The organism is Streptomyces sp. NPDC001732 (genome assembly GCF_053596315.1).
Genome location: NZ_JBSFFY010000086.1, coordinates 1 through 19,933 on the forward strand (window position 1 = coordinate 1; position 19,933 = coordinate 19,933).

Genomic DNA, 19,933 nt, shown 5'->3' on the forward strand with positions numbered 1-19,933 from the left:
CCAAAGGGACCATCCCCGCGGGTGCGGGGAGCAGCTGATCGCCGGGACGTCCGGGGCGGGCAAGTCGGGACCATCCCCGCGGGTGCGGGGAGCAGAGCACGGATGCGAGCAGCGCGGCCCGCTCGTCCGGAACATCCCCGCGGGTGCGGGGAGCAGATGGCTGAGGCGTCGGAGTCGGAGGATCACCGGGGAACATCCCCGCGGGTGCGGGGAGCAGAAGTCTGCGGAGAGCCTGCTCCCCGCCCCCGAGGGAACATCCCCGCGGGTGCGGGGAGCAGGGCGAGATCAGAGTGCCGGACGTAGCCGAGGAGGGAACATCCCCGCGGGTGCGGGGAGCAGCGATCTGGCGGCGCAAGGCGGCGGCGGCCCCGGGGAACATCCCCGCGGGTGCGGGGAGCAGGGGTGCGACGAGTACGTCCAGGCCATGCAGGTGGGAACATCCCCGCGGGTGCGGGGAGCAGCGCCGCATCGCGCGGAAGGACAGCAAGAACCCGGGAACATCCCCGCGGGTGCGGGGAGCAGCTCGGCCTTCTCCGCTTGTTCACGCTCGGCCTGGGAACATCCCCGCGGGTGCGGGGAGCAGCTGCTTGCCGACGCCGAGGCGACTGCCGAGCAGGGGAACATCCCCGCGGGTGCGGGGAGCAGAACACGATGACGATGGGCAACTCCACCTTCAGCGGAACATCCCCGCGGGTGCGGGGAGCAGAGCGCTTCCAGCTCCGTCACGCCCTGGTCGCAAGGAACATCCCCGCGGGTGCGGGGAGCAGGAATTGGAACCACCCTGGCCCGTCACATTCGCGGGAACATCCCCGCGGGTGCGGGGAGCAGCCACTTCCACACGCCTCCTTCGAGCGGTCGGGGGGAACATCCCCGCGGGTGCGGGGAGCAGCCGCGCGACGGCCTGGAGCGGATGCGCCGCGCGGGAACATCCCCGCGGGTGCGGGGAGCAGCACTGGGCCGGGGTCCGGTCGTGCACGGCGTCGGGGAACATCCCCGCGGGTGCGGGGAGCAGTCTCCGTGAGCTGCAGCTTTGTCGGCGCGGAACGCAGGTTTCCCCCACTTTCACCGATTCCGGCAAAACGGGCATGCTGCTCGGTTCTTTCATGCAGGGGCAGGCGACAGCAATGCAAGGCGGCAATCCTAGGGCCTGCCCGCCCGCTCCCGCAGAGTCGCACCCCGATCAGAAACCGGCCTCTGAGACCATTCCCGCGGGTGCGGGGAGAGGAGGCCGAGGAGGGCGCGGTTGCGACGCAGCTGGGAGCTTCCCTGCGGAAGATGTGCCTGCAGCAGTCCATCGGACCGGATCGTAGAATCACCCCGCAGCCGGTGCCACGCTCGCAGCCTGCCCGGGGTGGTCCACGGCTCGCGGCGACCTGCGTCTTGGGGCGGGGCGATCAGTACGTTACCGGCTCCAGCCCCGGGTCCCGCCGACGGCTCTGCATCAGCCCTCTACTAGCAGTAGAGTCGAGGTATGGCAGACGAAACAAGCATCAAGGTGAGCGCATCCACCCGCGACCGGCTGGCCGCCCTGGCAGCCGAGAACGACACCACGATCCGGCAACTCGTCGAGGAACTCGCCGTAGGCCGGCCCACCCGGGCCGAGTACGCGCAGCGCGCCGAACAGGCCCGCGCCGAGCTCGCCTCAGTCCTGGGAACCGCTCCCAGCCAGGAAGCCGAGGCAAAGGCCCGCAGACTTCTGGAACGCCTCGGCGCCCGCCAGAACCCGGCCGCCGCATAGTGGGGCCGATCGCGGTAGTCCTGGACCACACGACCGCCACCGCCCTCCACGACCCCGAGAACCCGCACACCGAGGCCGTTGCCGCGTTCTACGTACAAGCCTCTGGCGGCCTGGGCACTCTCTATGCCCCGGCGCTCTCTCTTACCGTCGGCGACACCGAGCGGCCCGGCCTCCTCGCCTACATCCACGGGCTGCGGTTCATCACGATCGAGCCCTTCGACACCACCGCCGCGCTCACCGCCACCGAACTGCTCCACGCCGGGCACCCCTGGGCAGCCGTCCACGCCATCCACGCCGCCCGCCCCTGCGCCGACTTCCCCGCTGGCCGCTACCTGCTCACCCTCACGCCCGAGCTCTACGAGGGAACCGGCATCCAAGCCGTCCATCCCAACCAGTAGACCGCCCGACAGAGGGCGGTCTACCCCGCAGGTAAGAGGAGTAGATTGCCCTCCAGGCCCTGGTCCTCGCAGCCGAGGGACCAAATCCCCGCAGACGCGGGGAGCAGAGCTTCGGGTTCGCGATCAAACCCTCGCCCAGGGGCCATCCTCACGGGTGTGGGGAGCAGCGGATCCGCTGGGATGTCCTCGGGCGGAAGCCGGGACCATCCCTGCGGGTGCGGGGAGCAGTCGGAACGTCTCGGAAGTTCTCGGAAGTTCTCGGGAACATCCCCGCGGGCGCGGGGAGCAGGCTCGACGTCGACCGCCCCGGTACGTCGTCTCGGGAACATCCCCGCGGGCGCGGGGAGCAGCGGTCACCTCCAGCAGCAGCGACAGCCGACGGAGGAACATCCCCGCGGGCGCGGGGAGCAGGCCGTCGGGGACCTGGTTGCGGAGGTCGTCGAGGGAACATCCCCGCGGGCGCGGGGAGCAGCACGGTGAGTGGTCGCTGGCCGTCGCCGCCGGGGGAACATCCCCGCGGGCGCGGGGAGCAGAGGGGGTGGGGGGCACGGCTCGGTGGGTGCGGGGGAACATCCCCGCGGGCGCGGGGAGCAGGAAGGCCACCCCTGCTACGTCGAAGGCCGGCCGGGAACATCCCCGCGGGCGCGGGGAGCAGGTGGTGAGTCGGCCCATCTGGCGCAGGCCGGCGGGAACATCCCCGCGGGCGCGGGGAGCAGCATGCGCAGGGACACGGCCATGGTTTTGGACCGGGAACATCCCCGCGGGCGCGGGGAGCAGGAGAAGTACGAACGCCTGCGCAGGGTCTGCCAGGGAACATCCCCGCGGGCGCGGGGAGCAGCCTACGCGGGCGACGGGGTCATGATGGTCACCGGGAACATCCCCGCGGGCGCGGGGAGCAGATCCGGCGCACCCGCAGGAGCGCGGAAGGGGCGGGAACATCCCCGCGGGCGCGGGGAGCAGCTTCTGTCCATCCGTCCCGGAACGCTCGCCGCGGGAACATCCCCGCGGGCGCGGGGAGCAGCGGCCGTTCGACCCGAAGGTCGACAAGCTGAAGGGAACATCCCCGCGGGCGCGGGGAGCAGCTCTGCTTGTTCATGGGGGTCCCCAGTCAGTTGGGAACATCCCCGCGGGCGCGGGGAGCAGTCGCTGTCGGCCTTGGCGATCGCGGCGTCCAGGGGAACATCCCCGCGGGCGCGGGGAGCAGCTGCTTGTCCACGCACCGGTTGATCCAGTCGGGGGAACATCCCCGCGGGCGCGGGGAGCAGTCCTGGTCCGGGGCGCCGGAGATGCCGGCTTCGGGAACATCCCCGCGGGCGCGGGGAGCAGAGCACGGCCGCGGCCTCGCCCTCCTTCAGGCCGGGAACATCCCCGCGGGCGCGGGGAGCAGCTCCCTTCCAAGGGCTGGGCGGGATGCGCGGTGGGAACATCCCCGCGGGCGCGGGGAGCAGGGTCCACGGCTGGGCGGTCTCCGGGATGTCCAGGGAACATCCCCGCGGGCGCGGGGAGCAGACCTCGCCGAGAGTCGGCTCGTCGGGCACGGGGGGAACATCCCCGCGGGCGCGGGGAGCAGAAGGACGGCGTGGCGTTCATGCTCCCGGACGCGGGAACATCCCCGCGGGCGCGGGGAGCAGCGGGGGCCCCGAATCGGGGCCCCGATCTGTCAGGGAACATCCCCGCGGGCGCGGGGAGCAGCGGGCAGGCCCGTTCTGGCCGTACCAGACCCGGGGAACATCCCCGCGGGCGCGGGGAGCAGAAGGCGGCCGAGGACGCCGAGCGCGCCCGCCAGGGAACATCCCCGCGGGCGCGGGGAGCAGTGACCAGTCGTCCATCACCGCAGAGTCCCTGCGGGAACATCCCCGCGGGCGCGGGGAGCAGCTTCGTGGCCTGCGGCTTTATCGGTGCGGAACGCAGTTTTCCCCCACTTTCACCGATTCCGACAAAGTGCACATACTCCACTAGTTCCTTGGCGTGAGGGCAGGAAGCCGTAATGTAAAGCGGCCATCCTAGAGTCTGTCCGCCTGTTCCCGCGGAGTTGTGCCCGGATTGGAAGCCGATCCTCTGAATCTTCGTCATACAGGCTTCCTGGAGCAGGATTTGCCGGTATTCATCTGGCATGACAGGTGAGGGGAAGTCTTGTTCCCTGCGGGGCAGGCTCGAGGGGCCGACTCTAACGGTATGGGCGAAGTACGACAGGGAGACCGACGGGTGGCTGCCGTTGTGGCGGCACATGGAGGACAGCGCTGCTGTCGCCGGCCTGTTGTGGGACACATGGCTGTCCGCGAGTGTACGAAGGCTGATCGCCTCGGCGCTTCCCGGCGGTGAGCAGGATGCGCGGCGGCTTGCCGTGTGGCTGGCGGGAGTGCACGACATCGGGAAGGCCACCCCCGCGTTTGCCTGCCAGGTCGAACCTCTCGCGAGCCGTATGGATGATCAGGGTCTGAAGATGTGCTCGCAGCAGTCCATCGGTCCTGATCGCAGGATTGCGCCGCATGGGCTGGCCGGGCAGGTGTTGCTGGGGGAGTGGCTGCAGGAGCGGTATGGGTGGGCGGTGAAGCAGGCCGGGCAGTTCACGGTTGTGGTGGGAGGGCATCATGGGGTGCCACCGGAGCCCGGGCAGATCGCCGCGTTGTACAAGAACGGTCAGCTGTTGCGTACGCCGGGGCCGAGCCGGGCCGTGTGGCAGCGGGTGCAGGCCGAACTGCTCGACGCGTGTGCCGACGAGTACGGAGTGCGGGAGCGGCTGAGGGAATGGCGGTCGGTGAAGCTGCCGCAGCCGGTGCAGGTGCTGCTCACGGCGCTGGTGATCGTTGCCGACTGGGTCGCCAGCAATGCCGATCTGTTCCCGTACTTTCCGCAGGATGTTGCCCGTAGCAGTGAGGAGCGGGTGGCTGCGGCGTGGCGGGGGCTGGATCTTCCGGCGCCCTGGTGTCCGGATGATCCCGGGGGTGATGCTCAGGGGCTTTTCGTTTCCCGTTTCGGGCTGCCGGCGGGTGCGAAGGTCCGGCCGGTGCAGGAAGCCGCCGTCGAGCTTGCGCGGGCGATGGAGGAGCCGGGGCTGATGGTGATCGAGGCTCCGATGGGGGAGGGGAAGACCGAGGCCGCTCTCGCGGTCGCGGAGATCTTTGCTGCCCGTTCGGGTGCGGGTGGTGTGTTTTTCGCGTTGCCGACAATGGCTACGGGCAATGCGATGTTTCCCCGTCTTCTGGACTGGCTCAAGCGGCTGCCCGGCGCAGCGGAGGGGGTGCGGTATTCGGTTCTGCTCGCCCATTCGAAGGCCGCGTTGAACGAGGACTTCGCGGGGCTGATGCGTGAGAGCGGTCATCGGGTTGTTGCCGTTGATGTGGACGCGCCCGAGTTGCCGCGGTGGCGTCCTTCGGACAGGACGCGGTCGGCTCCTCCCGAGCTTGTCGCGCATGCCTGGCTGCGTGGTCGTAAGAAGGCCATGTTGTCCTCCTTCGTTGCGGGGACCGTGGACCAGTTGTTGTTCGCCGGGCTCAAGAGCCGTCATCTGGCGATGCGTCATCTCGCGGTTGCCGGCAAGGTCGTCGTGATCGACGAGGCGCACGCCTACGACACGTACATGAGTGTCTATCTCGACCGTGTGCTGTCGTGGCTCGGTGCGTACCGGGTGCCGGTGGTGGTGTTGTCCGCGACCCTGCCTGCGGGCAGGCGCCGTGAGCTTGTCGAGGCGTATGCGGGCGGCAAGGCGGCCGGTGGTGCTGCGGGGTTCGAGGCGGTGGGTGAGGCCCGTGCCTATCCGCTGCTGGCTGCCGTGGCGCCTGGCGGGGAGCCGGTCCTGAGGAGTCCTGGGGCTTGTGGCCGGGGCACGGACGTCGTCCTGGAACAGGCCGACGATGCTCTCGACGTCCTTGTCGAGCGGCTCGCCAGCGAACTGGAGGGCGGCGGGTGCGTGCTGGTGGTGCGCAACACGGTGCGGCGGGTGCTGGAGACGGCGCAGGCGCTCAGGGGCAGGTTCGGCGACGAGAACGTGACGGTTGCCCATTCGTGCTTCATCGATGTCGACCGGGCGGCCAAGGACGCGGATCTCCTGAAGCGTTTCGGGCCGCCGGGCAAGGCGGAGAACCGCCCGGCCGGGCCGCACATCGTCGTGGCCAGCCAGGTGGCCGAGCAGTCCCTCGATGTCGATTTCGATCTGCTCGTCACCGATCTCTGCCCGGTCGACCTGCTGCTCCAGCGCATGGGCCGTCTTCACCGTCATCAGCGCGGCGAGGGGCAGTGTGAACGTCCTGTGCGGCTGCGCCGGGCGCGTTGTCTGGTCACGGGTGCCGACTGGGCGGCCGAGGTGCCGGTGCCGGTGCGGGGGTCGGTGGCTGTGTACGGGGCTCACGCGCTTTTGCGGTGCGCGGCCGCGCTGTTGCCTCATTTCGAAGGAGGGGGCAGCCGTCCTGTACGGCTGCCCGAGGACATCAGTCCGCTGGTGCAGGTGGCATACGCCGAGGGTCCGGCAGGGCCGGAGAGCTGGGCGCCGGTGATGGCCGAGGCGTTCGAGCGGTACGAGCAGCACTGTGCCGACCAGGCGGGGCGGGCGGCTGTGTTCCGGCTGGAGGAGGCCGGAAAGGACGGCAAGCCGCTGTTCGGATGGGTGGCGGCGGGGGTGGGTGATGCGGATGACACCCGGATGGGGCGGGCCCAGGTCCGTGACAGCAGGGAGAGTCTGGAAGTGGTCGTCGTGCAGCAGCGTGCCGACGGGTCGCTGAGGACGGTGCCCTGGCTGGCCCCGGACCGTCATGGCAACCGGCTCGGAGGGCTGGAGCTGCCCCGGGACCAGGTGCCGGCGACGAGAACGGCACGGGCTGCGGCAAGCTGCGGGCTGCGGCTGCCGATCCAGTTCTCGTACGCCGACGTCATGGACCGGGCGATCGCGGAGCTGGAAGAACTCTACGTTCCCGCCTGGCAGGTGAAGGACAGCCACTGGCTCGCCGGTCAGCTGATCCTGCCGCTCGACGAGGACTGTCAGACCCGTCTGGCAGGCTTCCGTCTCCGGTACAGCGAGAGCGACGGCCTTGAGGTGACCCGTGCCTGAACCAAGCGAAGAAACGGCGGACAAGCTGTCGTTCGACCTGACCACGCGGCCCTGGATTCCGGTGCTGAGACTGGACGGCACCCAGGACGATTTATCGCTGGGGGAGGTGTTCGAGCAGGCGGGTGACCTGCGGCGGCTCGTCGGGGACCTGCCCACCCAGGAATTTGCCCTCTTACGCCTGCTGCTCGCCGTGGCCCACGACGCACTTGAAGGGCCGCGGGACTCCGACCACTGGGCAGATCTGTGGGAGGACGAGGACTGCTTCACCCCCCTGGCCGCCTACCTCGGCGAACACCGTCACCGGTTCGACCTGCTCGACGCCCGGGCACCGTTCTTCCAGGTCGCCGGATTGCACACGGCGAAGAACGAGGTCTTCCCGCTCAACCGCATCGTGGCCGATGTCCCCAACGGGGAGCCGTTCTTCAGCTCGCGGATGCCCGCCGTCGACCGGCTCACTTTCGCCGAGGCCGCCCGCTGGGTCGTCCACACCCACGCCTACGACACCTCCGGCATCAAGACCGGCGTCGTGGGTGACGCCCGGGTCAAGGGCGGCAAGGTGTATCCGCTCGGGGTCGGCTGGGCGGGCAACCTCGGAGGAGTCTTCGCGGAGGGCCGCACCCTGCGCGAGACCCTCCTGCTCAACCTCGTGGCACCCGCCGACACCCCCGGTCTCACTGCCGGTACCGGCGAGGACCTCCCCGCCTGGCGGCGAGAGGTGTGCGGGCCGGGCGAGGGGCCCAAGCGGGCGCCCACCGGCGTATGCGACCTGTACACCTGGCAGTCGCGGCGCCTGCTCCTGCACGCCGACGCCGACGGCGTGCACGGGGTGGTTCTCGGCTACGGCGATCCGCTCCACGCACGCAACAAGCACGGCTGCGAGCCGATGACCGCCTGGCGGCGCAGTACGGCGCAGGAGAAGAAGCACGGCGAGTCCCTGGTCTACATGCCCTGTGAGCACGACCCGGCCCGTTCCGCGTGGCGGGGGATCGCCTCCCTGATCGCCGACCGGGCCGAGGCGTCCCAGGGTGCGGAGGCCGCGAACCGTCTGCGGCCCGGTGTCCTGGAGTGGCTCGCTTATCTGGTGACGGCCGGCGAGCTGGAGCAGGGGTATTTCGTCCGGGCCCGGATTGTCGGTGCCCAGTACGGCACGCAGCAGTCCGTCATCGATGAGGTCGTCGACGACCACGTCTCCATGGCGGTGGTCCTGCTCCACCAGCAAAACCGTGAGTTCGCCGAGCAGGCCGTCGGTGCCGTCACCGATGCGAACAATGCCGTCAACGCGCTCGGGGACCTCGCCACGGACCTTGCCCGTGCCGCGGGCAGTGAGAGCGCGGGGCCCGGTGCCACGGCCCGCGACCTCGGTTTCGCCGCGCTCGACACCCTGTACCGCACGTGGCTGGCCGGTCTGGACGGTCAGCAGGACCCGTACGAGCAGCGCACCGCATGGCAGCGTCAGGTGCACCGGACCGTGAGCAGGCTCGGCGGCCGTCTCATGGCCGAGGCCGGTGACGCCGCGTGGCAGGGCCGCACCATCACGCTCAAGAGCGGCACCGAGTGGCTCAACTCCGCTCTCGCGGGCAAGTGGTTCCGGTCCCGTCTGAACAAGTGCCTGGGCCACCCGGACTTCCCCGACCGACTGCCGGGCGCGGGCAGCGCCCCGGCGACCGACACCGCCACGAAGGTGCACGCATGACGACCACCCCCGCCCCGCCTTCCAGCACTGCATGGCCCGCTGTCCGCAAGCGGGTGGAGAAACTTGCCGCCGAACGCATCACCGCGTTCCAGCGCGGGTACCTGGCCGACAATCCGAAGGACGTGGCAGCCCTGGCCAGGCTCCGCAGAGGCGCGGGCCGTGAAGCCGGACAGCTCCCCGACCTCTGGAATCTCGTCGACACGACCCCGCTGCACGAGCCGCACGAGGGCCCCCACGCGCTGAGCGAGAAGCAACTGGCCCGCGCCGAGGACGCCCTGCACATCGCTCTCACTCTATGGGCCCTGCACCAGCAGTCCCGCGGCGAGGCCGGAATGCACCAGCCCAGCAGCCGCGAGAAGCCGCGCGGAATGGGCGCCGCGGTGCGCCGCATGATGACGCCGGGCGAGATCGACGAACCCCTGCGCAAACGCCTGGTCCGGGCCGGCACGGCACCGGATCTGACCGCCCTTGCCCAGCGCCTGCGGGACATCGTCCTGCTGCTGCGCCGCGAGCAGTTTTCCCTGGACTACGCCCTGCTCGCTGGACAGCTCTACCACTGGCAGCAGCCCGGTGGCCCGGACGCCGTGCGTAGGGAATGGGGCCGTTCCTTCCACGCCTGGCGCGAAGACGACCAGAACGCCGGGGAACAAACACCCGCTGAGGGCCCGGCTGCGACCACCGGCCCCATTGCCACCCCCGACACGACCATCATCGACAAGGACGCTTCGTGAACCGCATCTATCTCGACGTGCATGCTCTGCAGACCGTTCCGCCCAGCAACCTGAACCGGGACGACACCGGCGCTCCGAAGACTGCGGTGTACGGGGGAGTGCCGCGGGCCCGTGTCTCCAGCCAGGCGTGGAAGAAGGCCACCCGGGACTACTTCAAGGCCGAGAGTCTCCTCGAGCCGAGCGAGCTCGGTGTGCGTACCAAGAAGGTCGTCGATGTCCTCGCCGATCGTATCCGCGATGTCGACGCCTCGCTGGAGCCTGCCGACGCGCTGAAGCTGGCGGCCGAGGTCATGGCTGCGGCAGGACTGAAGATCGTGGTTCCCAAGCGCACCGGTGCTGCGAAGAAAGCGGCGGCCGAGGCGGGCGAGGGCAAGGAGGATGCGGCGGAGCAGACGCCTCAGGCCCAGTACCTCGTCTTCCTCAGTGCCCGCCAGCTCGCCGGACTCGCCCGGCTCGCCGTCGAAGGGGCCGCCGACATCAAGGCGTTCCTGAAGGACAAGGACAACAAGGCCCGGGCCAAGCAGATCGCCGATACCCGCCACTCCGTGGACATCGCGCTGTTCGGCCGCATGGTCGCCGACGACGCCGACTACAACGTCGACGCCGCTGTCCAGGTCGCCCATGCCATCAGCGTCCACCGCGTCGAGAACGAGTCGGACTACTTCACGGCCGTCGACGACCACAACAAGGACTCGGAGCCGGGCGCCGGGATGATCGGCACCGTCGACTTCAACTCGGCGACTCTCTACCGCTACGCGGGCCTCGGCATTCATCAGCTGGCCGCCAACCTCGGCGAGGGGCTGCGCGAGGACGAGTCGCGCACCACCCCGGTGCGCCGCGCCGTCGAGGCATTCGTCCGGGGCTTCACCGAGTCCCTGCCGACCGGGAAGATCAACACCTTCGGTCACCACACGTTGCCCGACGCCGTGATCGTCAAGCTCCGCACCACCCGGCCCATCAGCTTCGTCGCCGCGTTCGAGGATCCGGTCCGCAGCGACCAGGGCGGCCACGTGTCCGAGGCGTCCGCACGCCTGGCGGAGTACATCCCCGACATCGAGCGGGCGTACGGAGACGAGGAGTCCACCCTCACATGGGTGCTCCGTGTTGGCCCGAACACACGGAAGCTCGCCGGTATCGGGACCGAATCGGCCAGCATCACCGAGCTCGTCGCCTCGGTCGGCCAGGCCGTCGAAGAGCTCCTGGAGAAGCCCGCATGAGCGTGCTCACCCTGAGACTGGCAGGCCCCTTGCAGTCCTGGGGGGCCTCCGCCCGTTTCACCCGCCGCACCACCGAGTCCGCGCCGACCAAGAGCGGTGTGATCGGCATGCTCGCCGCCGCGTCCGGCATCGAACGCGGCGACGACGCGGCACTGATGAACCTGGCCGCTCTTCGCTTCGGCGTCCGCATCGACCAGCCGGGCACCCGCGTACGGGACTTCCAGACCGCACACCACAGCGTCACCAAAACCTCCATGCCGCTGTCCGAGCGCTTCTACCTCGCCGACGCGGTCTTCGTAGCAGCCCTCGAAGGCGACCACGCACTCCTCACCTCCCTGCACGCGGCCCTGCGAGCCCCGGTTTACCCGCCGTTCCTGGGCCGCCGCTCCTGTCCGCCCGCCCGCCCGGTGGAACTTGGGCTCTACGACGAAACCTCACTCGACCAGGTGCTGGCGGACGAGGAATGGCAGGCATCGCCCTGGTACCGCCGGCAGCGCCGCAGCGAGGCCACGGTGTCCCTCGTGGTCCTGCGTGAGGCCGACGAGGACGAACACGACACGGACTTCCAGCGCGACCAGCCTCTCAGCTTCGCCGCCGAACACCGCCGGCATGCCCTGCGCACCGTAGTCAGCAGGACGGTGGACATCCCCAACCCGGATGCCGTCCCCAGCCGCCCCCGACATGACCCGTTCGAGGCCCTGGAGGAGAGCGCCTGATGTTCCTGACCCGTTTCCGACTGAACACCGCCCGCCCCGGCGCCCGCCGCCTTCTTTCCACGCCCCAGGCACTCCACGCGGCGGTCATGGCCTCATTTCCCGGCCTGCTGCCCTCGGACACGCCCGCCCCCGACGGGCCGCGGGTGCTGTGGCGCCTCGATCAGAACGCACGGGCCGAGGTGCTGCTGTACATCGTCAGCCCCGCCCGGCCCGACCTGACCCATCTCGTGGAGCAGGCCGGCTGGCCCGCCGCGGCCGCCGACCCCGAAACCCCGGGCTGGCAGACCAAGCCGTACACTCCGTTCCTCGACCGTCTGGCCGCAGGGCAGAAGTGGTCATTCCGGCTGACCTCCAACCCCATCCATCAGATCCGCCGCAAGCCGGACGAACCGAAGAAGCGCACCGCCCACCTGACCCCCGCACACCAGATGGCCTGGCTCCTCGACCGCCAGGAGCGCGGCGGCTTCCGCATCCTCGAAAAACCGGACAGCAAACGCCTGTTGCCCGGCGGGACAACGCTCAAAAACCACAAGCACCCCGGGGACCAGTACGAACTGACCGTCCTGGACCAACACGGCCTGTCCTTCGACAAGCACCGCAGCAACGGCGGCCCCCGCAAGGACCCCGTCACCATCGTGAAGGTCACCTTCGACGGCCGGCTCGAAGTGACCGACCCCGTCCTCCTGCGCCGCACCCTCACCCAGGGAATCGGCAAGGCGAAAGCATACGGATGCGGCCTCGTCACCCTGGCGCCGGTCACCGGCACGGAGTGAAACGGTGGCGACGGTCTCCCAGCGCACAGCCCTCACCCCGCGTCACCTCACCCGCACCGGCGAACGGCTTTCCTTCATCTACCTGGAGCGCTGCACGGTGCACCGGGACGCCAACGCCATCACCGCCCAGGACGCCGAAGGAACCACCCACATTCCCTCAGCGACCATCGGCACCCTGCTCCTGGGCCCCGGCACCCGCATCACCCACCAGGCGATGAGCGTCCTCGGCGAGACCGGCGCCGCCGTCGCCTGGGTGGGAGAACAAGGCGTGCGCTACTACGCGGGCGGGCGCGCCCTGACCCGCTCGTCCGCACTCGCCGAGGCCCAGGCCGTCCAGTGGGCGAACGCCCGCAGCCGACTGGCCGTCGCCCGCGCCATGTACCGGCTGCGCTTCCCCGACGAGGACCCGGCCGGACTCACCCGCAAGGCACTCCTCGGCAGCGAAGGCCGCCGCGTCAAGGACTGCTACCGCGCCCAGGCAGCTCGCACCGGCATCCGATGGCGCGGCCGCAAATACACCCCAGGCGACTTCACCGCAGGCGACCCGGTCAACCAGGCCATCACCGCCGCCGCCCAGTGCATGTACGGCATCGCACACGCGGTCGTGGCATCCCTCGGCTGCAGTCCCGCACTGGGCTTCGTCCACTCCGGCCACGAACTGTCCTTCGTCCTCGACATCGCCGACCTCTACAAGACCGAGATCGGCATCCCCCTGGCCTTCGACATCGCAGCGGAGGACGAGGAGGACGTGGCCTCCCGCACCCGCAGAGCTCTGCGTGACCGCATCAACGAAACATCACTGCTGGACCGCTGTGTGAACGACATCAAGCGCCTCCTGCTGCCGGACGGTGCGGCCTCTGGCGACCAGGATGTCGTCATGCTCCAGAGCGATGGCGGCCACGAGGTTCCAGCCGGCCGCAACTACGGGGGCAGGGACGAGGACATGGACAGCGGCGAGGACGGGGTGATGCTCTGGTGACCGTCATCGTTCTCACCAACTGTCCTGCCGGCCTGCGTGGGTTCCTCACCCGCTGGCTGCTTGAGATCTCCGCAGGCGTCTTCATCGGCAACCCGTCAGCAAGGGTCCGCGACGTGCTGTGGGACGAGGTACAGCAATACGCGGGTCAGGGCCGAGCCCTGCTCGCGCATACGACAAAAAACGAACAAGGTTTCACCTTCCGGACCCACGATCACAACTGGCACCCTGCCGACCACGAAGGCCTGACGCTCATCCGCCGACCGAACCCTGCGGCGGCGCCAAGGAGCGATAGCGAAAGCCCGCAGCCAGGTTGGAGCAAAGCATCCAAACGGCGCCGCTTCAGGAGAACATGAATGCCCTTGATGTGCGATTCAACCTATATGCCAGAATCCGTGAAAGTGTTCCAGAATGACGCACACCCGCACTAAAACCACAGGTCACGGAGCCTGCTCCCCGCGCCCGCGGGGATGGTCCCCTCCGCAGTGACCTGCGCGGACGGCATTTCGTCTGCTCCCCGCGCCCGCGGGGATGGTCCTCGGCTTATGCAGGCAAGGCTAGTCCATTGCCTCTGCTCCCCGCGCCCGCGGGGATGGTCCCGCTCGTGAACCCCCTCCCGGAGAAAGGCGCAGCTGCTCCCCGCGCCCGCGGGGATGGTCCCCCGATACGGGCGATATCCCGGGCTTTCATCTTCTGCTCCCCGCGCCCGCGGGGATGGTCCTCTCCTCGACCCGCGGATCTCGGCTACGTCGCTCTGCTCCCCGCGCCCGCGGGGATGGTCCCGGCCCGGCCGAAGAACTCGACGCACTCGCGTTCTGCTCCCCGCGCCCGCGGGGATGGTCCCCTGCCCCCAGCCATCCGCCGAATCCTGACCGACTGCTCCCCGCGCCCGCGGGGATGGTCCCCCTGACGCCGGTCAGCCTGGCATGGGGCGCCGCTGCTCCCCGCGCCCGCGGGGATGGTCCCGTGATCCTCTTCGGCGAGCACCGCTGGCTCGCCTGCTCCCCGCGCCCGCGGGGATGGTCCCTACGACAGGGCCGGCATCAACGGGCACGAGGACTGCTCCCCGCGCCCGCGGGGATGGTCCTGCCCTTCGTCCTGCAGTCCGCCGAGGTCATGACTGCTCCCCGCGCCCGCGGGGATGGTCCGCATCCGGCCCAACCCGCTCAGCATGAAGCACACTGCTCCCCGCGCCCGCGGGGATGGTCCCCTCCGCCGGGGCAGCCGCGGACTCCTCCTTGACTGCTCCCCGCGCCCGCGGGGATGGTCCCCCAGAGAGGCCCGCACCGGTGGTGCGGGCCTCCTGCTCCCCGCGCCCGCGGGGATGGTCCCGGCGGCTTGGCGAAGCGGTCTTGTGCATTCACCTGCTCCCCGCGCCCGCGGGGATGGTCCCTCGTCCGAGAGATGCCCAAGCCCCGACTTCCGCTGCTCCCCGCGCCCGCGGGGATGGTCCCTCCAACGAGGTGGCTACAGCGGACTGGTGCGGCTGCTCCCCGCGCCCGCGGGGATGGTCCCTGCTCGGCCGCCATGCGCCGCGCCGAGAACACCTGCTCCCCGCGCCCGCGGGGATGGTCCCAGGAGGTAGTACGCGGCGGCGACCGCGAACGCCTGCTCCCCGCGCCCGCGGGGATGGTCCCCGTCAACCCGCGGTGTGCGGTACAGGGCCGACCTGCTCCCCGCGCCCGCGGGGATGGTCCCGACGCCACGGCATTCGAGGACGCCTTCGCCGACTGCTCCCCGCGCCCGCGGGGATGGTCCCCAGCCGCGCAGGAGCGCGATCGGCACCCGCAGCTGCTCCCCGCGCCCGCGGGGATGGTCCCGACGGGTCGGCCCGCCGCAGCGTGCGGGTCCACTGCTCCCCGCGCCCGCGGGGATGGTCCCCCCGCATCAGGGATCATCAGCACCAGGCGCGCTGCTCCCCGCGCCCGCGGGGATGGTCCCGGCTGGAGGAGCTGGCAGGCCGGGGCGAGGACCTGCTCCCCGCGCCCGCGGGGATGGTCCTGCCTCGGTCATTGGTCCTCCAGGGTGGGGGTGCTGCTCCCCGCGCCCGCGGGGATGGTCCCCTGACCCACGAACTGGCCGCGCTGTCGGCCGCCTGCTCCCCGCGCCCGCGGGGATGGTCCCTGCCCCAGTACCGCCCTCACTCGGAAGGCGGACTGCTCCCCGCGCCCGCGGGGATGGTCCCGCCACCCCCTACGTCCGCGCCCACGTGTCGAACTGCTCCCCGCGCCCGCGGGGATGGTCCCTAGTTGGGTTGGTGTGAAGGGTCCCGGGACAGCTGCTCCCCGCGCCCGCGGGGATGGTCCCGAGCGGCGGGTGCCCCCGGACAGCCGGGGGCACTGCTCCCCGCGCCCGCGGGGATGGTCCCTCCCCCGCGGCCGGGGAACCGCCGGTCATGGACTGCTCCCCGCGCCCGCGGGGATGGTCCCTAGTTGGGTTGGCGTGAAGGGTCCCGGGACAGCTGCTCCCCGCGCCCGCGGGGATGGTCCGCAGGCGCGCGGCGGCAACATGAAGGCGATGGACTGCTCCCCGCGCCCGCGGGGATGGTCCCAGGGACCCGGCCGCGTTCCGCACGCCGCGGATCTGCTCCCCGCGCCCGCGGGGATGGTCCCGTCCTCACTCGGTCTCCGGGACCGATCGGGGGCTGCTCCCCGCGCCCGCGGGGATGGTCCCGGCTCCACCACCCGCACCACTCCCCGGCCCCGCTGCTCCCCGCGCCCGCGGGGATGGTCCCGGCTCCACCACCCGCACCACTCCCCGGCCCCGCTGCTCCCCGCGCCCGCGGGGATGGTCCCATCAACGCCAAGGACCCGGACCGGTCGGCATGCTGCTCCCCGCGCCCGCGGGGATGGTCCCGTACTCAGCCGTCCCGATCTGCTCCTCCTGACCTGCTCCCCGCGCCCGCGGGGATGGTCCCGCGTCGCGCGCTGGAGGAGCACGGGTGAGATCCTGCTCCCCGCGCCCGCGGGGATGGTCCCCCGAAGGAAGAGATCCGGGTCAAGGTCAGCCTCTGCTCCCCGCGCCCGCGGGGATGGTCCCGGGGTCATCGACTTGCCCCGGTACGACTTGTTCTGCTCCCCGCGCCCGCGGGGATGGTCCCCACAGGCCGCGCTTGGTCAGCTCCTCGATCTCCTGCTCCCCGCGCCCGCGGGGATGGTCCCAGGCGCCGGAACGGGCTCAGGGCCGTCGCCAACTGCTCCCCGCGCCCGCGGGGATGCTCCCGCGGCGCTTGACGCCGAGGCTCTGCTCAAGCTCTGCTCCCCGCGCCCGCGGGGATGGTCCCCTCCACCGGTCGGCCGTCTTCGGTGCGGCCGGCTGCTCCCCGCGCCCGCGGGGATGGTCCCGCCTGGACCGCGTGGTGCCACGCGAGCGGGGACTGCTCCCCGCGCCCGCGGGGATGGTCCCGCCCAGTGCGACAGCTCACCGGACATCTTCCGCTGCTCCCCGCGCCCGCGGGGATGGTCCCGCCGTGCTGAGTCTGCTCCGCGCCCTCCACGCCTGCTCCCTGCGCCCGCGGGGCTTCTGCCTCACTTCGCCCCCGCTCAGCTTCAGCCGAGCAGGGGCGGTTTCGTGCATTCGGCCCTCACCTGCAGGCCACGCTCGGCACCAGGGGAGCGCTACCGCGACGGCTGTGGGGAGGTACTGCATCAAGGCGTCGACGGCCTCGGATCATCGGTCGGTGAAACGAACCCAGCCGGTGAACACCGTACTGGGCCGCCACATGCTCATCCCTGGAGCGGTCCGAGACGGACCGAAACCAGCGTCTCCTTCATGCCCCCTGACCACTCCCCACACGGAAGTCGGCTGGGAGGCGGGGGCCGGCGGCTTGTGGTGGTCTCGGACAAGGTTCCAAGGTGATCAAGCCAGTAGCGGCGCAACCTTCTTGTTTTCGGTCTTTCGTTCGGAAGGGTGGGGTGTGACCAGTGTCAGGTGATGCCTGGCATGACATATGTTTGGGGGATTTGCTTGATGAACAGAGCGCGGTGGCGATTCGGCACACGGTTGCTGACGACCGTAACTGCACTGGCTGCAGTGTCAGTGGCGACTCCTGCGGAAGCAGGTGCAGGCGGGCCGGGGGATCTGGGGGTGGAGTCGTACACCCTGCCAGCGGGTGCGGCCAAACCATCGCTGGAAGACCTGCAGAGCGGCTCTGGTATGCAGCGCCTGCGGGAGCTGGCGGCGCAGGCTGAGCCCAAGGCTCGTCTGCCGTTGGAAACGGTCGGCCCGGCGGCTTCGTACGCACAGCTGTCGCGCAGACCGTCCGGGGTGGCCCGGAGTGCTCCTGCGTCGCAGGCGGTGGTGGGGCCTTCGGCGGCGGCGCCGGAACCGGCACGGACGATGTCGTTCGAGGAGTGCAAGAAGGGGCTGGGTAGCGACAAGTCGTTCTTCGTCAAGTCGCGGTTCGCGGTGTGCAATGGGGCGTCGTTCCTGCAGACATGGATGCGGAACAACCGGCCGGTCGGCGAGAGCATGTTCAACGTCCGCGTTGTGGGCACAATCGCCAAGAACAGCCGCGTCATCAACTTCCAGTATTACTTCACCGACTTCCTGACCACCGGCACGACCGGTGCGTCAGCGATGTCGATCACGACCAAGGGGAGCATCCCGCAGAGCTGGCCTGCCGGGGCGAAGTACACCCGGGGTGGCAAAATGCCGGGCACGAAGACATTCGCCCAGCTGAAGGCGCAACGGGCCTTCAACGAGACGGTGACCGCCAAGACCGGGCAGGGCAGCATGAAGAGCCTGGACCTGCTCTTCGCGGTCTACGAACCGGACATCAGTTACACGCCTCCGCCAGGATGGACACTGCGAGGGGCGCTGGGAGGCAAGCTGTTCATGCTCGCTCCCCGCTGGGAGTCGGCGTCGTACCTGGCCAATTCGACTGGTGGCGGGAAGCCGGAGAAGAAGGGCGCGGCTACCTTCAGCTATCTCACGACGCTCGCCCTGAGTGCGAAGCAGGGCGCGGAGGAGCAGGCTGAGGCCGCGCACATCCGTCAGGCGTTTCTGGTTCCGCAGGACACCAAGCCGTACATGTCGGCGAAGAAGGTGCCCGGCCAGACTGCGAAGGATCCGCTGCACCGTACGGTGAGCAAGACCCGCAACGAAAAGAACCGTGCTGCGGCGGTCAAGCAGTGCAAGCGGTACTGGGGGCCCGACTACACCAATGGTGGCAAGGAGTGCGACGAGTACCCGTTCGCCAGTACCTACGAGGGAGCGGCGGAACCTGAGTTCGACCAGGAAGCCAAGAAGTTCAACTTCTCGGCCAAGCCCATTCCGAAGGACGACAACCAGGCCGGTGGTCTGATCCTGAAGAGCTTCTACGGCAAGAACCGCATCATCGACGGACTCGACGACGGCTTCATCGTCAAGATCGTCTCCTGACCTGGGGTGCGCGTCGGCGGGGCGGATACCGGTTCATCCCGTCGGCGCGCTCTTCGTCTACGCGTTCGCCGGCCAGAACTGGATGAGGTAACGCTCCACCCCGGCTCCGGTTCCCTGGCCCTCCGACAGGGCAGCAGCCTCTGCCCGGCCGGCGCAGCTGACCCGGACCCGCCAGGAGCCACCGGAGTCCGCCAGCACGATGACGTCGTCCGTCCGGCCCGTGTGCATGGACCAGACCGCCAGTTGTCCGCTGGTGGACTCGAGGCCGGCCTCGGCCTGCTCGTCCCAGCTGGCCGGATCCTGCGGAGGCGGAGCACTGTCCCACACCTCGACGTCCGCCGTTGCGGTGTGGGTGTGGCCGCCACTGGTGATGTCCAGACGGCCGGGATGGGTGCTGAGGAAGGCACCGAAGTCGAACTCGTCCGGGAAAGCGACCGGCAGGTCCGCATCATCGGATTCCTGCAACCCGAAGGCGTGATACCCCACAAACGCTTCTACCCGTTGCTGCCGGACGATCTGCGCCACGAGCTTTCCCTTCGATGGTGAGCTGCCGGTCTTCTCCGAGATGGTAAGCCGTGCCCCTGCACGGCCTCTCACTACACCCAGGCTCCGATACAACAGGAGCAATGCTCAAGACCTAATAGCAGTGCAGGGTGACGGGTGACCCCTACTCAGGACCTGGAGCCGGACTCCTCTCCACAGGCAGAGGGCCCCGTCGCCGTGCACCTGCCGGAGCTTGTCGCACATGTCCATGATGACGTCATGATCGTGACCTGAGCCGTCCGTACGGGCACCTCTCCCTCACCACGCGAGCCACGAGCTCCTTCCAGAGACCGGGGACCGTACGGGGAGCTGGGGCTGCGAACTGCTCATCGGATGTCGGGCCACCGAGCCCTCCTATTGGGACTGTCACGTTGGCGAATGGCGTGGGAGGATCTTCGAGTTACTGATCGTTTCAGAATGAGGTTCGGAGTCGTCTCAAGCAGATGATGCTGCAAGCGAGTTGAAGCAGGCCGAGGTGGAGATCTGCGCGTATCTCGTAGCGGATCCGCAGTCGTTTGAACTGGTGGAGCCAGGCGAAGGTCCGCTCCACGACCCAGCGTGTCTTGCCCAGCCCCGAGCCGTGCGGGACACCTCGACGGGCGATCTTCGGTGTGATGCCACGGGCCTGGAGGATGCGCCGGTACTTGTCGAAGTCGTAGCCGCGGTCGGCGAACAGCCGACCCGGCCGGTGCCGCGGCCGTCCGCGAAGTCCTCGGATACGG

13 protein-coding genes and 3 CRISPR repeat arrays are annotated in these 19,933 nt (G+C 69.8%); of the genes, 11 read left to right on the top strand and 2 right to left on the bottom strand.

The genetic code is table 11. The features are described 5' to 3' along the window. Positions 1-5 precede the first annotated feature (5 nt). Positions 6-1,013: a CRISPR direct-repeat array (repeat unit 29 nt). 458 nt (positions 1,014-1,471) lie between these two features. The 11 genes from ACWCXX_RS36990 (at position 1,472) to ACWCXX_RS37040 (ending at position 18,668) form a co-directional block, all read left to right on the top strand. Further along, the gene (locus ACWCXX_RS36990) at positions 1,472-1,738 is read left to right on the top strand and encodes a hypothetical protein (protein WP_451135088.1); all 267 of its coding nucleotides are present in this window, start codon (positions 1,472-1,474) and stop codon (positions 1,736-1,738) included. Further along, positions 1,738-2,136 (top strand): hypothetical protein, encoded by a 399-nt coding sequence (locus tag ACWCXX_RS36995; protein WP_451135090.1) that lies wholly within the window; start codon positions 1,738-1,740, stop codon positions 2,134-2,136. Before ACWCXX_RS36990 ends, ACWCXX_RS36995 begins: the two co-directional genes overlap by 1 nt. A 199-nt stretch (positions 2,137-2,335) precedes the next feature. Then, a CRISPR array of direct repeats spans positions 2,336-4,011; the repeat unit is 29 nt; unit sequence GGGAACATCCCCGCGGGCGCGGGGAGCAG. A 238-nt stretch (positions 4,012-4,249) separates the two neighbouring features. Further along, positions 4,250-7,180 carry a CRISPR-associated helicase Cas3' gene (gene cas3, locus ACWCXX_RS37000; RefSeq protein WP_451135092.1) on the top strand — a complete coding sequence of 977 codons (2,931 nt, stop codon included), beginning with the start codon at positions 4,250-4,252 and terminating at the stop codon, positions 7,178-7,180. Beyond that, positions 7,173-8,873: a type I-E CRISPR-associated protein Cse1/CasA gene (gene casA / locus ACWCXX_RS37005; RefSeq protein ID WP_451135094.1), complete on the top strand. Its 1,701-nt coding sequence runs from the start codon at positions 7,173-7,175 to the stop codon at positions 8,871-8,873. The genes cas3 and casA overlap by 8 nt, the downstream gene beginning before the upstream one ends. Further along, positions 8,870-9,604 carry a type I-E CRISPR-associated protein Cse2/CasB gene (gene casB / locus ACWCXX_RS37010; protein WP_451135096.1) on the top strand — a complete coding sequence of 245 codons (735 nt, stop codon included), beginning with the start codon at positions 8,870-8,872 and terminating at the stop codon, positions 9,602-9,604. The genes casA and casB overlap by 4 nt, the downstream gene beginning before the upstream one ends. Then, the gene (gene cas7e, locus ACWCXX_RS37015) at positions 9,601-10,821 is read left to right on the top strand and encodes a type I-E CRISPR-associated protein Cas7/Cse4/CasC (protein WP_451135098.1); all 1,221 of its coding nucleotides are present in this window, start codon (positions 9,601-9,603) and stop codon (positions 10,819-10,821) included. Before casB ends, cas7e begins: the two co-directional genes overlap by 4 nt. Beyond that, a complete protein-coding gene (cas5e, locus tag ACWCXX_RS37020; protein WP_451135100.1) occupies positions 10,818-11,537 on the top strand; it encodes a type I-E CRISPR-associated protein Cas5/CasD in 720 nt (239 codons plus the stop codon). Before cas7e ends, cas5e begins: the two co-directional genes overlap by 4 nt. Continuing rightward, positions 11,537-12,310 (top strand): type I-E CRISPR-associated protein Cas6/Cse3/CasE, encoded by a 774-nt coding sequence (gene cas6e / locus ACWCXX_RS37025; protein WP_451135102.1) that lies wholly within the window; start codon positions 11,537-11,539, stop codon positions 12,308-12,310. The genes cas5e and cas6e overlap by 1 nt, the downstream gene beginning before the upstream one ends. 4 nt (positions 12,311-12,314) lie before the next feature. After that, positions 12,315-13,289, top strand: a complete 975-nt coding sequence (gene cas1e / locus ACWCXX_RS37030; protein ID WP_451135104.1) for a type I-E CRISPR-associated endonuclease Cas1e — start codon at positions 12,315-12,317, stop codon at positions 13,287-13,289. Beyond that, positions 13,286-13,642, top strand: coding sequence for a type I-E CRISPR-associated endoribonuclease Cas2e (gene cas2e, locus ACWCXX_RS37035; RefSeq protein WP_451135106.1), 357 nt, complete (start codon positions 13,286-13,288; stop codon positions 13,640-13,642). The genes cas1e and cas2e overlap by 4 nt, the downstream gene beginning before the upstream one ends. Before the next feature lie 93 nt (positions 13,643-13,735). After that, positions 13,736-16,813: a CRISPR direct-repeat array (repeat unit 29 nt; unit sequence CTGCTCCCCGCGCCCGCGGGGATGGTCCC). Positions 16,814-17,372: 559 nt separating this feature from the next. Next, positions 17,373-18,668 carry a NucA/NucB deoxyribonuclease domain-containing protein gene (locus tag ACWCXX_RS37040; RefSeq protein ID WP_451135108.1) on the top strand — a complete coding sequence of 432 codons (1,296 nt, stop codon included), beginning with the start codon at positions 17,373-17,375 and terminating at the stop codon, positions 18,666-18,668. 57 nt (positions 18,669-18,725) lie between these two features. Here the strand turns inward: ACWCXX_RS37040 and ACWCXX_RS37045 are convergent, their stop codons facing one another. Both ACWCXX_RS37045 and ACWCXX_RS37050 read right to left on the bottom strand, forming a co-directional pair. Beyond that, entirely contained in the window at positions 18,726-19,193 is a 468-nt protein-coding gene (locus ACWCXX_RS37045) for a hypothetical protein (protein WP_451135110.1), read from the bottom strand. Between the two features lie 430 nt (positions 19,194-19,623). Then, a partial coding sequence (locus tag ACWCXX_RS37050; RefSeq protein WP_451135112.1) for a transposase occupies positions 19,624-19,933 on the bottom strand: 310 nt, incomplete at its 5' end.